This is a genomic window from Sphingomonas sp., from assembly GCF_035910975.1.
Taxonomy (GTDB): domain Bacteria; phylum Pseudomonadota; class Alphaproteobacteria; order Sphingomonadales; family Sphingomonadaceae; genus Sphingomonas.
In genome coordinates this window covers 449207-462922 of the sequence record NZ_JAMHWM010000029.1, presented here as the reverse complement: position 1 = coordinate 462922, position 13716 = coordinate 449207, and the positions used below count along the sequence as shown (strand labels likewise).

Genomic DNA, 13716 nt, shown 5'->3' with positions numbered 1-13716 from the left:
CGACTTTCGAAAAGCGGGAGGTGCGGATGGACGGGCAGGTTGCGATCGTGACCGGGGGCGGTACGGGGATCGGCGCGGGCGTCGTGCAGGCACTGGCGCGGCGCGGGGTTCGCTGCGTCGTCAACTATGCGCATAGCCGCGACGAAGCGGAAGCGGTGGCGAAGGAAGCTGGCGGCATCGCGGCGCAGGCCGACATCGCCGACGACGATCAATGCCGCGCGCTGGCGCAGGCTGCCATCGCGGCGTTCGGGCGGATCGACTATCTGGTCAACAACGCCGGGCGCACCAAATTCGCCGACCACGAGGATCTCGACGCGTTGTCGGCGGAGGACTTCGTCGATCTCTATCGCCTGAACACGATCGGTCCGTTCCAGATGATCCGCGCCTGCGCACCGGCGATGCGCGCGGGGCCGTCGAGCGCGGTGGTCAACGTGGCCTCGGTCGCGGGGATTCACGGGCATGGTTCGTCGGTCGCCTATGCCGCGTCGAAGGGTGCGCTGATCACCATGACGCAGAGCCTGGCACGCGCGCTCGCCCCGGCGATCCGCGTCAACGCTGTCGCGCCGGGCTATGTCGGCACCCGCTGGTTCGAGGACCGGCTGGGCGCGGAAGGGTTCGCGCGGATGAATGCGCAGATCGCGGGATCTACGCCGATGGCGATGGCGCCCGACGCCGACGACATCGCCGGACCGATCGTGATGCTGCTCGATCCCGCCAGCCGCGTCGTGACCGGCGAGACATGGCGGCTCGATGCCGGCGCCCACCTGGACCTGCTACACGCCCGGCGAGCGGGACGCGGCTAGGGCCGGGACTGGCCGAACAGCACCCGCTTCTGCTCGTCGGTTAGCGGGGTATCCTCGGGTCGGATTTCCTTGCCCCGCGCATAGGCTCGCGCGGTCGCCGGCCGTGCCGCGATCGCGGCGTGCCAGCGCGCGAGGTTCGGGAAATCGGCCATGTCCTGGCCCTGCGCCTCGGGCAGGATCCATGGGTAGCAGGCCATGTCGGCGATGGTATACCCGCCCGCGACGAACTCGCGGTCGGCCAGATGCCTGTCGAGCACGCCGTACAGCCGAGCGGTTTCCTTCACATAGCGATCGATCGCATAGGGAATTTTCTCCGACGCATAGCGGGTGAAATGATGGTTCTGCCCCAGCATCGGGCCGAGCCCGCCCATCTGCCACATCAGCCATTGCATCACGTCGGCCTTGCCGCGCGGATCGCTGTGAAAGAACTTGCCGGTCTTTTCCGCCATATAATAGAGGATCGCGCCGCTTTCGAACACTGCCAGCGGATCCTGCTGGTCGATCGGGCGGGTATCGATGATCGCGGGCATGCGGTTGTTCGGGCTGAACGCCAGAAACTCGGGTCGGAACTGGTCGCCGGCGCCGATGTTGATCGGGTGAATTTCGTAGTCGAGCCCGGCTTCTTCCAGAAACATCGTCACCTTGTGACCGTTCGGCGTCGGCCAGTAATATAGCTCGATCATGTGCATTCCCCTTCGCGGGGGCAGATGGGGCGGCGTGACGTTCGCCGCAACAGCGTCATCGCCGGTGGCATGGTGCCTTGCCATGCGGGGGGTGCCTGCCATAGCATACCCGATATTCGATTCGAGTTTTGGGAGAGGATGCGATGGCGACGCTCGCCGATCCGCCGGCCGGTGCCGATGCGCCGGAGGCTTTCCGACAGGAGGTGCGCGGCTGGCTCGACGCCAACTTCCCCAAATCGCTGAAGGGCGTCGATAACAGCATGTCGGCGATCGAGGGGCCGTCCGATCCCTCGCCCGACGAGGAAGCCTGGCGAAAGGCGATGGGCGACAAGGGCTGGGGCGTGCCCACCTGGCCGAAGGAATATGGCGGCGGGGGCCTGTCGCGAGCCGAGGCGCGGGTGCTGCAGGAGGAGTTGGCGCGCGCCGGCGCGACCAATCCGATCGGCGGCATGGGGGTGATGATGTTCGGCCCCACGCTGCTCGAATATGGCAGCGAGGCGCAGAAGCGCGAGCATATTCCCGCGATAGCGCGCGGCGAGGTGCGCTGGTGCCAGGGCTATTCGGAACCGGGCGCGGGATCGGACCTCGCGAGCTTGCAGGCCTTCGCCGAGGATCGCGGCGATCATTATGTCGTCAACGGACAGAAGACGTGGACCTCGGGCGGCCAGTGGGCCGACAAGTGCTTCGCGATCGTGCGGACGGACAAGATCAGGAAGCATGAAGGCATCACCTTCGTCCTGATCGACATGAACGATCCCGGCGTCGAGGTGAGGCCGATCCGCCTCATCAGCGGCCAGTCGCCGTTCTGCGAGACCTTCTTCACCGATGTGAAGGTGCCGAAGACCGACCGGGTCGGCGAGGAGGGGCAGGGCTGGACGATCGGCAAGCGGCTGCTCCAGCATGAGCGCAACAGCCTGTCGGGCGGTGGATCGGCGGCGAGCCGGCTGTTTTCCGGCGTGCCGCTGGGCAAGCTCGCGAAGAAATTCCGCGGCGAAGATGCGGACGGTCGGGTCGCCGACCAGGATTTGCGCATGCGGATCGTGCGGCACGAGATGGACGTGCGGGCCTTTGCGCTGACGCTGCGTCGCGCCGCACTCGAGGCGAAATCGAACCAGGGGCCGTCGGCCGCGACTTCGATCATGAAGAACGTCGGCGCGCGCATCACCCAGGACCGCGCCGAACTGGCGATGGAAATCCGCGGAATGCGGGGGCTCGGCTGGGACGGCGAGGGCTTCGCCGAGGACGAGCTTGCGGCGACGCGCGGCTGGCTCTTCGGCAAGGCGGTGTCGATCTATGGCGGGTCGAGCGAGATCCAGAACAATGTGATCGCGAAGCGCATCCTGGGGATGCTCGACCATCAGTGATGTCGTCACTCCGGCGATAGCCGGGATCTCGCGCCGCGAGGGCGCGCCAGATGTTGAAAGACCGCAGCTTCCGCTGGGTTGACGAGGATGAGAATATGGCCGTCCTGACCGAAGAACAGACGATGCTGCGCGACATGGCGCGCGAATGGGCGGACAATGAATCGCCCGTCGCCGCTTTCCGCCGGATGCGCGACGAGAAGCATGCCGAGGGCTATGATGCCGACGCCTGGAAGGCGCAGGCCGAGATGGGCTGGGCCGGCGTGCTGATCCCCGAGGAGTTCGGCGGGGTAGGCATGGGCCATCTGTCGCTCGGGCTGGTTGTCGAGCAACTCGGGCGCAACCTGGCCGCGACCCCGCTTTCCGCGACATCGGCTGCGGCTTCCGCGATCCTGCTTGGCGGGTCCGACGCGCAAAAGACGGAATGGCTGCCCCGGATCGCCAGCGGCGAACTGGTCGCAACGGTGGCGTTCGGCGAAGGGCCCAGTTTCGATCCGGCAAAGGTGGCGACGACGGCCGGCGATGGCGGGATCACCGGGGCCAAGGCATTTGTGGCGGAGGGCGACGGCGCCGGGCTGTTCGTCGTGTCGGCGACCGACGGCGTCTATCTCGTCCCCGATGGCGCGGGCGTGACCCGGTCCCACCGCGCGCTGGTCGATGCGCGAAGCCATGCCGAGGTGCGCTTCGACGGCGCGGCCGCCGAACTGCTTTCCGCCGACCCGAAGCTTGCCGGGCAGGTGACCGATCGCGCGGCCGCGCTCGCGGCGGCGGAGATGCTGGGCCTTGCCGAAGCGGCGTTCGGCATCACCAATGATTACCTCAAGACCCGCGTCCAGTTCGGGCAACTGCTGTCGAGCTTCCAGGCATTGCAGCACCGGATGGCGAAGATGTTCACCGAGCTGGAGCTGATGCGCTCGGCGGTCGAGGGCGCGCTGGAGGCGATCGACGCCAACCGATCGGATGTCGATCAGGCGGTCAGCCTTGCCAAGGCGATCGCGGGCGACACCGCGAAGCTGGTCAGCCGCGAGATGGTTCAGTTGCACGGCGGCATCGGCATGACCGACGAACATGACGCGGGGTTCTTCCTCAAGCGTTCGGCGGTGCTGGAAGCGATGTGGGGCAATGCCGCGTGGCACCGCGAACGCTTCGCGCGGCTGAACGGCTATTGATGGGCGCTTCCCACGCCATTCCAGCGAAAGCGGGGACCCATTTCCCGGAGATGCCCACCGGGGCGCCGTGCGAGACGGCTCCTCGCCTGCGCTGGGATGACGGGAAGGGCCGGTGACCACCCCAGCGATCACCGCTCCGATCGCCGACGCGCTGGCGTTGAAGCGCCGCGGCCTCACCCTCGCACTCCTCACCGCCGCCTATTTCTTCAGCTACATGGACCGCCAGATCCTGGCGATCCTGCAGGAGGATATCCGCGCGGACCTGCACCTGTCCGACACCCAGCTCGGCCTGCTCGCGGGTTTCGCCTTCGCGATCTTCTATGCGACGCTCGGCCTGCCGGTCGCGCGGCTGGCGGACAAGGGCAACCGCGTCAACATCATCGCGATCGCGCTGGCGCTGTGGAGCGCGATGACGGCGGTTTGCGGTCTGGCGCAGAACTTCGTCCAGCTCCTGCTGGCCCGCATCGGCGTCGGTATCGGCGAGGCGGGATCGTCACCGCCCAGCCATTCGATCATCGCCGATCTCTATCCACCCGAAAAACGCGCGGGCGCGATGGGCATCTACTCGCTCGGCGTCGTGCTCGGGTCGGCGTTCGGGACGATGATCGGCGGCTTCGTCGCGCATCTTTGGGGATGGCGTGTGGCGATGTTCGTCGTCGGCCTGCCCGGCATCGCGCTCGCGCTCGTCATCAAATGGCTGGTGGTCGAGCCGCGCCGCGGCCTCAGCGACGTCCAGATCGCGGTGGAGAAGCAGAACAAGGGCGAGATGCCAAGCGTTGGCGCCGGCTTCCGCTCGCTGTTCGCCAATCCGGCGGCCGTCCATCTGGTGATGGGCGTCACCATCACCGCGATGATAGGCTATGGTCACAACGCCTTCGGGCCGAGCTTCCTGATCCGTTCGCTGGGCCTGACCAAGATCGACATCGCGTCCTACGTCGCGCCGGTCGGGGCGGTGTGCGGCACGGCTTCGGCGGTGTTCGGCGGGTGGATCGCCAACTGGGCGGCGAAGCGCTGGGGGCTCTATGCGCAGAGCTGGCTGATCCTCGCGATGAAGACGGTCGGGCTGCCGCTGTCGTTCCTGTTCTACGCCTCGGCCGATCCGTGGATCGCGGTGCCACTCTACTGGGTGTCGCTGCTCCTCATCAGCAGCTACCTCGGGCCTACCTTCGCGCTGATTCAGGGGCTCGCTCCACTCAGGCTGCGGGCGCTATGGGCGGCGGTGACCTTGCTCGTCATCAACCTGATCGGGCTGGGACTGGGCCCGACGCTGATCGGGGTGATATCCGACCTGCTCAAGCCATCGCTGGGCGATGCGGAATCGTTGCGCTGGGCGATGGTAAGCTTTGCCGCCGCGACGCCATGGGCGCTGTTCCATTACTGGCGCGCCGGGGTGCTGCTGAAGCGGCAGGCGTCAGCTGCCGATTGACGGCATCAGCGTAGCGCCGACATCGGCGATGGCGTGGCCCACCCGCGCGATCTGGCTGACCAGCAGGTGGACGAACCGCCCGTCGTTGGCGAAGAAGTCTATGATCGGCGAGACGCCGGTGCTGACGAGGAAGAGCTTCATGGCGACGGTCCCGTTGCGCGCGACGAGCCCGCAGTGACCGCTACAGCATTGTCATTCGGTTGATCCGGCGAAATCTTCCGCCATTTCGGGCAGTTCAGGCGGCGACCACGCGATCGTCGAACAGGCCGAACATCAGCGTCGAGGCATAGAAGGCGACGGCGCGTTCGCGGGGCATCGTGCTCGCCCATTTGCGCATATCGAACGCCGCGTTCTGTAGCGTCATCAGCGTCTGCGACGCGACGAGCGGATCGCCCGCGCGCAGTGATCCGTCGGCGATCCCGTCGGAGATCATGCCCGCGAAGCGCCGCGCGATGCGGTTCGACCGGTCGATCATCGTCTGGCGATCGCGTGGCGGCAGTCCCGAAAGCGCGGTGGTGCGCAACAACGGCCCGCGATCGGAGAATTGCACGTCGAGCAGCGTCGCCATGACGTTCGCCAGCATCTGCCAGCTATTCTCGCCCCCCGCATGAGCCTTGGCCTGCGCCTCCGCGATCAGGTTGAAGCTGCGGCGATAGCATTCGGTCACCAGCTCGTCCTTGGCGTCGAGATGATGGTAGAAGCTGCCCTTGGTGACGTTGCGCTCGCTGGCGATGCGTTGCACGCTGGCGCCGCGATAGCCGAGTTCGTTGATGAGGCGGGTGGCGGCGACCAGGAAATCGGTGCGGCCGTCGCCGCGCGCGTCCTCGCCGATTCCCAGCAGCCGCGGTGCCCATTGCGCGCCGGCGCCCGCGATGCCGTTGGCGAACACGTCCATCAGGCGGGCCTCGATCCGAGCGAACTCGTCGAGTTCGTAGCGGGTCAGCCAGGCGGAGAGCCAGAAGGTGTTTTCCAGCAGGACGTGCGCGCGGGCGCCGTTCAGGTCCTTCGCCATGCGGTCCGCCGGATCGCCCCAAAGTGCGCGCGTGTTGCGGAACACCCGTTGCCACCCGGCGAGCAGCCGCGACTTCATCGGCTCGTCCATCGCGCGCAGGTCGCTCAGCACGGCGAACTCGGTCTGTTCGCCCCGCGTGATGCGCGCGAGCCGTGCGAAATTGATCGACAGATAGCGCGCGACGCGGGCCCGCGGCGTCGTTTCCTCCATCGCTTCGTCGAGCATTGCCTGGAGCTGTTCGAGCGTGTGTTCGAAGCAGGCCGAGGCAAGATCTTCCTTGCGCCGGAAATAATAGGTGACGCTGGTGGTGTTGAGCCCGACGCGCGCCGCGACGTCGGCGAACGTCATGCCTTTCGCGCTCTGGTCGTTGATGGCTTGCGCGGCGGCGGCCAGAATCGCGTCGCGCTTCGCCTGGAAGCGTTTCGTGCCCGTTTCCCCTGCCGATTTCTTCGCCGGTGCTGCGCTCATCCGAATGACTGTATCAAAGCTTTTTCGAACGCCTAGTGCTTTTTGGAGTCCGTGGTTTTCCGAGGTGACGCGAGAGAAAGATTCGTCCCGGCGGGCTTTACCGAAAAACCGGTATGGCTTAACGACGCCTGCGAAACGAGGCTTTCCGGAGAGTGGTGCGATGGACTTCACGCTGAGCGAACGCGAGACATATTTCCGCGATCGGGTGAAGGCTTTCATCGATCGGCACATTCGCCCGCGCGATGCCGAATATCACGCCCAGCAGGCGAGCGGCGAGCGCTGGAAGGTGCTGCCGGTGATCGAGGAGGTGAAGGCGATCGCGCGGGCCGAGGGGCTGTGGAATTTCTTCATGCCGCCGCATTCGGGCCAGAGCCACGTCGATGACAGCTTCGAGTTCCAGGGCACGCAGCTGACCAACCTCGAATATGCGCTGTGCGCGGAGGAGATGGGGCGGCTCGGCTGGGCGAGCGAATGCTTCAACTGCTCCGCGCCCGATACCGGCAACATGGAGGTGTTCCACCGCTATGGCACGCGCGCGCACAAGGATCGGTGGCTGAAGCCGCTGATGGAAGGCGAAATCCGATCGGTATTCCTGATGACGGAGCCGCAGGTCGCATCGTCGGACGCGACCAATATCGAAACGTCGATCGTCCGCGACGGCGACGACTATGTCATCAACGGCCGCAAATGGTGGTCGTCGGGCGTCGGCGATCCGCGCTGCAAGGTCGCGATCCTGATGGGTAAGACCGACACGTCGGCCAAGCGCCACGCCCAGCAATCGATGATCCTGGTGCCGATGGATGCGCCCGGCGTGACGGTCGAACGGATGCTGTCGGTCTACGGTTATGACCATGCGCCGCACGGGCACGGTGAGGTGGTGCTGGAGAATGTACGCGTGCCGGCGGAAAACATCCTGCTGGGCGAGGGCCGCGGGTTCGAGATCGCGCAGGGCCGGCTGGGGCCGGGCCGCATCCATCACTGCATGCGCACGATCGGCGTGGCGGAGGAGGCGATCGAGGCGATGGCGAAGCGGCTGCTGTCGCGCGTCGCGTTCGGCAAGCGGATCGCCGACCATTCGGTGTGGGAAGAGCGCATCGCGCGCGCGCGTATCGATATCGAGATGACGCGGTTGCTGTGCCTGAAGGCGGCAGACATGATGGATCGCGCCGGCAACAAGTCCGCCCAGCTGGAGATCGCGATGATTAAGGTGCAGGCGCCGCTCATGGCGCTGTCGATCATCGACAATGCCGTGCAGGCGCATGGCGGCGGGGGTGTGTCGGGCGATTTCCACCTGGCGCACGACTGGGCCGGGGTGCGTACGCTGCGTTTCGCCGATGGCCCGGACGAGGTCCACAACCGTGCCATCGCCCGCGCCGAGTTCGGCAAGTGGGGCGACTGGAAGGCGGATACGATGTCGAGCGGGGATATCGGGGTATCGCGCTGACGGTTCGTCACCCTCACCCTTCCGGCGCTTCGCGCCTCCTTCCCTCTCCCGTTGGGAGAGGGAGGGGGCCGGCCGCCGCAGGCGGTGGGAAGGGTGAGGGCGATCACGGGAGGGGAAGATGAAAGCAGCCGTCCTGTTTGAGGCGAAACAGCCCCTCTCGATCGAGGAGGTGGCCGTCGCCGCGCCCGGCCTGCACGAGGTGCTGATCCGCACCGTCGCGGTCGGCGTCTGCCGTTCCGACCTCCACTTCGTCGACGGCGCCTATCCGCACGCCATGCCGACGATCCCCGGCCATGAAGCGGCGGGTGTGGTCGAGGCGGTCGGCAGCGAGGTGCGGTCGGTTGCGGTGGGGGACCATGTCGTCACCTGCCTCAGTGCCTTTTGCGGGCATTGCGAGTTCTGCGTCACCGGCAACATGTATCTGTGCCTGGGCGGCGACACCCGGCGCGGCAAGGGCGAGGCGCCTCGGCTGATGCTGGGCGACGCCCCGGTCGCGCAGATGCTGAACCTCAGCGCCTATGCCGAACAGATGCTGGTTCACGAACATGCCTGTGTCGCCATCGACAGGGACATGCCGCTCGATCGCGCGGCACTGATCGGGTGCGCGGTGACGACCGGGGCCGGGGCGGTGTTCAACTGCTGCGACCTCGACCCCGGCGAGACGGTGGCGGTGGTCGGCTGCGGAGGGATCGGGCTCGCCGCGGTCAATGCGGCGAAGATCGCGGGTGCAGGGCGGATCATCGCGATCGATCCGGTGCCGGAGAAGCGCGCGCTCGCCGAGAAACTAGGTGCGACCCACAGCCTCGACGCGCTGAGCGAAACGGTTGCCGACGAAGTGGTCGAGCTGACCGGCGGCGGGGTCCACCACGCGATCGAGGCGGTCGGTCGCCCGCAATCGGCGGCGACCGCGGTGAAGGTGTTGCGGCGCGGCGGCACCGCGACGATTCTGGGCATGATGCCGCTGGCCGAAAAGGTCGGGCTGTCGGCGATGGATTTGCTGTCTGGCAAGAAGCTGCAGGGCGGGCTGATGGGCGCCAACCGTTTCCCGGTCGATATTCCCCGCCTCGTCGATTTCTACCTGCGCGGCCTGCTCGACCTCGACAGCATCATCGCCGAGCGTATTCCGCTGCAACGGATCAACCATGCGTTCGACGAGTTGCGCAAGGGCGACGCGACGCGCAGCGTGGTGACTTTCGCATGATCGAGAGCGAGGCCCCGCAGACGATCGAGGTCGCCGACCGGGATCGGCTCGACGAATCCGCACTGACCGCGTGGATGGCCGCGAATGTCGATGGGTTCGCAGGCCCGCTGACCTATCGTAAGTTCGCGGGCGGGCAGTCGAACCCGACCTATCTGATCGATGCGCCGTCGGGGCGGTATGTGCTGCGCCGAAAGCCCTATGGCCCGCTGCTGCCGTCCGCGCATGCGGTCGATCGCGAATATCGCCTGATCGCGGGACTCCACCCCACCGGATTTCCGGTCGCGCGGCCTTATGGCCTGTGCACCGACGAGGGCGTGATCGGGGCGCAATTCTACGTCATGGGATTTGCCGACGGGCGCAACCTGTGGGACGGCACTTTGCCCGATTATGCGCCGGCCGAACGCACCGCGATCTACAACGCGATGTGCGATACGCTTGCCGCGCTCCACACCACCGATCACGTCGCGGCGGGGCTTGGCGATTACGGGAAGCCGGGCAATTATTTCGAACGGCAGGTCGCGCGCTGGACGAAGCAGTATCGCGCGTCCGAGACCGAGCATATGCCGCATGTCGAGCGGCTGATCGAATGGCTGCCCGCGACCCTGCCGGCGCAGACAGCGACGAGCATCGTCCACGGCGACTATCGCATCGACAACCTGATCTTCGCGAGCGAGGAACCGCGCGTCATCGCGGTGCTCGACTGGGAGCTTTCGACGCTCGGCGATCCGCTCGCGGACTTCAGCTATTTCCTGATGAACTGGGTGACCGAACCCGAAGGCCGCTCTGGCATCAAGGGGCGTGACGGCGGCGACAGTGGTATCCCGACGATCGACGACATGGTCGCGCGCTATTGCGAGGCGACGGGCCGTGACGGGCTGCCCGATCTCGACTGGTATTTCTCCTACAACCTGTTCCGCCTGACCGGCATCGTCCAGGGCGTGAAGAAGCGGATCGTCAACGGCACCGCGTCCAGCGCCCAGGCGGAGGCGACGGCGGCGCGGGTGTATGGGCTGGCGGAGGCGGCCTGGAGCTTCGCCCAGCAGGCCGGCGCGAAGTGAGGAAGCTGTTCGACCTCACCGGCAAGGTGGCGATCGTCACCGGATCGTCGAAGGGGATCGGCAGGGCGACGTCGGAGGCGCTGGCCGAACATGGCGCTCGCGTCGTCATCTCCAGCCGAAGACAGGAACCGTGCGATGCCGTCGCTGCCGCGATCAATGAAGAATTCGGCGTCGGTACGGCGATCGCGGTCGCGGCGAACATCTCCGACAAGGACGCGCTTCAGGCGCTGGTCGATGCCGCGCGCGCGGCGTTCGGGCGGATCGACATCCTGGTCTGCAACGCCGCGTCCAATCCCTATTACGGGCCGATGTCGGGCATCGAGGATGCGCAGTTCCGCAAGATCCTCGACAACAACGTCCTGTCCAACCACTGGCTGATCCAGATGGTCGCGCCCGAGATGGTGGCGCGTGGCGAGGGCAGCATCGTCCTCATCTCGTCGATCGCAGGCATTCGCGGCACCCCGACGATCGGCGCCTATGGTGTGTCCAAGGCCGCCGACATGGCGCTGGCGCGCAACATGGCGCATGAACTGGGGCCGCATGGCGTGCGGGTGAACTGCATCGCGCCGGGGCTGGTGAAGACCGACTTCGCCCGTGCGCTGTGGGAAGACCCGGATCGGGCGGCGGAGGTCAACGCCCGCGTGCCGCTGCGCCGGATCGGCGCGCCGCACGAGATCGCCGGGGCGGTGGTCTATCTCGCCAGCCCCGCGAGCGGCTTCATGACCGGGCAGGCGATGGTGATCGACGGCGGCGTCACGATCTGATCGGTGGAGGGCAGGATGCGTTTTCAGGGTAAGTCGATCGTCGTCACCGGCGCGGGGTCGGGCATCGGCCGCGCCGCTGCGCTGTTGTTCGCGCGGGAAGGTGGACGGGTGCTGTGCGCCGACATCACCGACGCGGCGGATGAGACGGCCGAGATGATCGGCGCGGCCGCCGGCACCGCGGAGGCGCTCCAGATCGACGCCGGGAACGAAGCCGACGTGATCCGCGCGATCGCCATCGCCTGCGAGAATTTTGGCGGGCTGGACGTGATGTTCGCCAACGCCGGCATCTCAGGCGGGATGGCGAACATATTCGACACATCTACCGAGCTGTTCAGCGACGTGCTGCGCGTCAACCTGATCGGGCCGTTCCTCGCGATCAAGCACGCCGCGCCGCGTATCGCCGAGCGCGGCGGGGGCGCGATCGTGCTGACCGCCAGCGTCGCCGGTATCCGTTCCGGCGCGGGCTCTCCCGCCTATTCGGCATCCAAGGCCGGGGTCATCAATCTCGCGGCGGTTGCTGCCCAGCAATTGTCGGGATCGAACGTGCGGGTCAACGCGATCTGTCCGGGCCTGACGGAGACGGGCATGACGAAGCCGACGTTCGATTACGCCCGCGACGTCGGAAAGCTCGACCGCGTCGGCCGGCTCAACCCGCTGCGTCGTGGCGCACAGCCGGAGGAACTTGCCGAGGTCGCCGCGTTCCTCGCCTCCGACGCGGCGAGTTACGTCAATGGCCAGGCGATCGCGGTCGACGGCGGCCTCTCGTCCAGCCACCCGGTGACGAAGCAGGATTACGGCCGTACGGCGGTCTGACCGGTCAGGCCGGCTGCTCGACGATCACGCGCGGCACGAGCTTGCCCGGCTCTGGCGTGCGGATACGGAAAACGGAATCGATCCGCGGGCTCTTGCACAGGCTCATCTCGCCGAACTCGACTATGCGCTCGCCGGTCTTGCGGTGCTGAAGCTCTACGCGCGCGGCAAGGTCGCACATCGTGTCGTCGCCCAGCTTGAGCGACCACACGACGTTGCGCGGGCCGACCTTGCGGCGCAGCAGGTTGGGGCTCCACACCGGATCAGGCCGCGTGCCGGGCAGGGCGGTGTCGAGGAACAGCCCGGTCAGCACGTAATCCTGCGTCTCGTTGAACACCGTAAGGCAACCGACCTGCCAGCAATCATGGCCGACCGGGCGTACGTTGAACGGCGGCGGGGACATGAAGCGCTGGCGGCGCATCCCTTCCGTCCGCATGTCGATCGGCTGGGCATAGGTGCCGTCGTTGCCGGTCTGTGCGGCGGCGGGTAGCGGGGCGGCGAGCAGGGCGGCGGTGACGAGGGCTCGGATCATCGAAGGAACCTCCCAAAGCGGTGCGCTCCGAACGTTCCCGCATGCTTCTTCGTCGGTCCAGCAATTTGCTGCGAACGGCAGGCCGTCAGGGTTTGTCGCGCATCCGCATCAGCCCTTCCTGGGTCGTGCTCGCGACCAGTCGCCCGTCGCGCGTGAAGATGCGACCACGGTTGAAACCCCGCGCATGGCCGGACCAGGGGCTGTCGGTGGTATAGAGCAACCATTCGTCGGCGCGGAAAGCCTCATGCAGCCACACGGCGTGATCGAGGCTGGCGGTCTGCATGCGATCGGTCAGCCAGCTCTTCCCATGCGGCAGCATCGCGGTGCCGAGCAGTGCCATGTCCGAGGCGTAGCTGAGCACCGCGCGGTGCAGCGCAGGATCGTCGGGCAGCGGTGCGGCGGCGCGGAACCAGCTATGCGATACCGGCTCCGTCGGCTCGGGCCGCGTCAGTGATCGTGGTAACACCGGGCGAAGCTCGATGGGCCGCGCGCGCAGGAAGAAAGCGCGAAGCTTTTCCGGGATTTCGTCGATATGGGCGAGCCGCAGCGCCTGCTCGTCGCGCAGGTCCTCGGGCATCGGCACGTCCGGGATCACGTCCTGGTGGTGCAGCCCGCCCTCCGCACGCTGAAACGATGCCGCCATGTTGAGGATCGGCTTGCCCTGCTGCATCGCGATCACGCGCCGGGTAGCGAAGCTGCCGCCGTCGAAATCGCGCACGACGCGGTAGATGATCGGGAAATCTTCGTCACCCGGTCGCATGAAATAGGCGTGGAGCGAATGGGCGTCCTTGCCGTCGACGCTGCGCTGTGCCGATTGCAGCGCCTGGGCGATCACCTGGCCGCCAAACACCCGCCCGACACCGCCGGGCTTGCGCAGGCCGCGGTAGAGATCGACGTCGATCTGTTCGACGTCGAGCAGATCGACGAGTTGGCCGACAAGGGCCTCAGGCGTATCGGCGGGGGCGGGGGGTGTGGTGTCGGTCAT

The 13716-nt window shown here is 66.8% G+C and carries 14 protein-coding genes; 9 read left to right on the top strand and 5 right to left on the bottom strand.

The window, feature by feature from the left end:
• The first annotated feature begins 26 nt into the window (after nt 1-26).
• Nucleotides 27-803 (top strand): SDR family NAD(P)-dependent oxidoreductase, encoded by a 777-nt coding sequence (locus VYI76_RS08645; protein ID WP_326524353.1) that lies wholly within the window; start codon nt 27-29, stop codon nt 801-803.
• Here VYI76_RS08645 and VYI76_RS08640 read toward each other — a convergent pair.
• Complete coding sequence (locus tag VYI76_RS08640) at nt 800-1486, bottom strand: glutathione S-transferase N-terminal domain-containing protein (RefSeq protein ID WP_326524352.1); 687 nt, start codon at nt 1484-1486, stop codon at nt 800-802. The genes VYI76_RS08645 and VYI76_RS08640 overlap by 4 nt on opposite strands.
• A gap of 143 nt (nt 1487-1629) precedes the next feature.
• On the opposite strand from VYI76_RS08640, the gene VYI76_RS08635 reads away from it, so the two are divergent.
• The 3 genes from VYI76_RS08635 to VYI76_RS08625 all read left to right on the top strand — a co-directional run bounded on the left by VYI76_RS08635 (nt 1630) and on the right by VYI76_RS08625 (nt 5442).
• The gene (locus VYI76_RS08635; RefSeq protein ID WP_326524351.1) at nt 1630-2850 is read left to right on the top strand and encodes an acyl-CoA dehydrogenase family protein; all 1221 of its coding nucleotides are present in this window, start codon (nt 1630-1632) and stop codon (nt 2848-2850) included.
• Nucleotides 2851-2945: 95 nt separating this feature from the next.
• Nucleotides 2946-4016 (top strand): acyl-CoA dehydrogenase family protein, encoded by a 1071-nt coding sequence (locus VYI76_RS08630; RefSeq protein WP_326525070.1) that lies wholly within the window; start codon nt 2946-2948, stop codon nt 4014-4016.
• Between the two features lie 112 nt (nt 4017-4128).
• Nucleotides 4129-5442 carry a spinster family MFS transporter gene (locus VYI76_RS08625; RefSeq protein WP_326524350.1) on the top strand — a complete coding sequence of 438 codons (1314 nt, stop codon included), beginning with the start codon at nt 4129-4131 and terminating at the stop codon, nt 5440-5442.
• Here VYI76_RS08625 and VYI76_RS08620 read toward each other — a convergent pair.
• Nucleotides 5428-5583 carry a hypothetical protein gene (locus VYI76_RS08620; protein WP_326524349.1) on the bottom strand — a complete coding sequence of 52 codons (156 nt, stop codon included), beginning with the start codon at nt 5581-5583 and terminating at the stop codon, nt 5428-5430. The genes VYI76_RS08625 and VYI76_RS08620 overlap by 15 nt on opposite strands.
• Before the next feature lie 94 nt (nt 5584-5677).
• The gene (locus tag VYI76_RS08615; RefSeq protein ID WP_326524348.1) at nt 5678-6922 is read right to left on the bottom strand and encodes a TetR/AcrR family transcriptional regulator; all 1245 of its coding nucleotides are present in this window, start codon (nt 6920-6922) and stop codon (nt 5678-5680) included.
• 160 nt (nt 6923-7082) lie between these two features.
• On the opposite strand from VYI76_RS08615, the gene VYI76_RS08610 reads away from it, so the two are divergent.
• From VYI76_RS08610 to VYI76_RS08590, 5 genes are all read left to right on the top strand, one after another.
• The gene (locus VYI76_RS08610; RefSeq protein WP_326524347.1) at nt 7083-8366 is read left to right on the top strand and encodes an acyl-CoA dehydrogenase family protein; all 1284 of its coding nucleotides are present in this window, start codon (nt 7083-7085) and stop codon (nt 8364-8366) included.
• Nucleotides 8367-8484: 118 nt separating this feature from the next.
• Complete coding sequence (locus tag VYI76_RS08605; protein ID WP_326524346.1) at nt 8485-9567, top strand: Zn-dependent alcohol dehydrogenase; 1083 nt, start codon at nt 8485-8487, stop codon at nt 9565-9567.
• Complete coding sequence (locus VYI76_RS08600) at nt 9564-10625, top strand: phosphotransferase family protein (RefSeq protein ID WP_326524345.1); 1062 nt, start codon at nt 9564-9566, stop codon at nt 10623-10625. The genes VYI76_RS08605 and VYI76_RS08600 overlap by 4 nt, the downstream gene beginning before the upstream one ends.
• A complete protein-coding gene (locus VYI76_RS08595; protein WP_326524344.1) occupies nt 10622-11389 on the top strand; it encodes an SDR family NAD(P)-dependent oxidoreductase in 768 nt (255 codons plus the stop codon). Before VYI76_RS08600 ends, VYI76_RS08595 begins: the two co-directional genes overlap by 4 nt.
• 15 nt (nt 11390-11404) lie before the next feature.
• Complete coding sequence (locus VYI76_RS08590) at nt 11405-12202, top strand: SDR family NAD(P)-dependent oxidoreductase (protein ID WP_326524343.1); 798 nt, start codon at nt 11405-11407, stop codon at nt 12200-12202.
• A gap of 4 nt (nt 12203-12206) precedes the next feature.
• Here the strand turns inward: VYI76_RS08590 and VYI76_RS08585 are convergent, their stop codons facing one another.
• Together VYI76_RS08585 and VYI76_RS08580 are read right to left on the bottom strand one after the other, a co-directional pair.
• Nucleotides 12207-12731 (bottom strand): hypothetical protein, encoded by a 525-nt coding sequence (locus VYI76_RS08585; protein ID WP_326524342.1) that lies wholly within the window; start codon nt 12729-12731, stop codon nt 12207-12209.
• 85 nt (nt 12732-12816) lie between these two features.
• Nucleotides 12817-13716 carry an acyl-CoA thioesterase gene (locus tag VYI76_RS08580; protein ID WP_326524341.1) on the bottom strand — a complete coding sequence of 300 codons (900 nt, stop codon included), beginning with the start codon at nt 13714-13716 and terminating at the stop codon, nt 12817-12819.

Excerpts from the sequence above, each read along its gene's own strand:
- VYI76_RS08615 (WP_326524348.1), bottom strand. The coding sequence starts at position 6,922 with ATGAGCGCAGCACCGGCGAAGAAATCGGCAGGGGAAACGGGCACGAAA.
- VYI76_RS08585 (WP_326524342.1), bottom strand. The coding sequence starts at position 12,731 with ATGATCCGAGCCCTCGTCACCGCCGCCCTGCTCGCCGCCCCGCTACCC.
- VYI76_RS08605 (WP_326524346.1), top strand. The coding sequence starts at position 8,485 with ATGAAAGCAGCCGTCCTGTTTGAGGCGAAACAGCCCCTCTCGATCGAG.
- VYI76_RS08645 (WP_326524353.1), top strand. The coding sequence starts at position 27 with ATGGACGGGCAGGTTGCGATCGTGACCGGGGGCGGTACGGGGATCGGC.
- VYI76_RS08620 (WP_326524349.1), bottom strand. The coding sequence starts at position 5,583 with ATGAAGCTCTTCCTCGTCAGCACCGGCGTCTCGCCGATCATAGACTTC.
- VYI76_RS08580 (WP_326524341.1), bottom strand. The coding sequence starts at position 13,716 with ATGACCGACACCACACCCCCCGCCCCCGCCGATACGCCTGAGGCCCTT.
- VYI76_RS08610 (WP_326524347.1), top strand. The coding sequence starts at position 7,083 with ATGGACTTCACGCTGAGCGAACGCGAGACATATTTCCGCGATCGGGTG.
- VYI76_RS08590 (WP_326524343.1), top strand. The coding sequence starts at position 11,405 with ATGCGTTTTCAGGGTAAGTCGATCGTCGTCACCGGCGCGGGGTCGGGC.
- VYI76_RS08635 (WP_326524351.1), top strand. The coding sequence starts at position 1,630 with ATGGCGACGCTCGCCGATCCGCCGGCCGGTGCCGATGCGCCGGAGGCT.
- VYI76_RS08640 (WP_326524352.1), bottom strand. The coding sequence starts at position 1,486 with ATGATCGAGCTATATTACTGGCCGACGCCGAACGGTCACAAGGTGACG.
- VYI76_RS08600 (WP_326524345.1), top strand. The coding sequence starts at position 9,564 with ATGATCGAGAGCGAGGCCCCGCAGACGATCGAGGTCGCCGACCGGGAT.
- VYI76_RS08630 (WP_326525070.1), top strand. The coding sequence starts at position 2,946 with ATGGCCGTCCTGACCGAAGAACAGACGATGCTGCGCGACATGGCGCGC.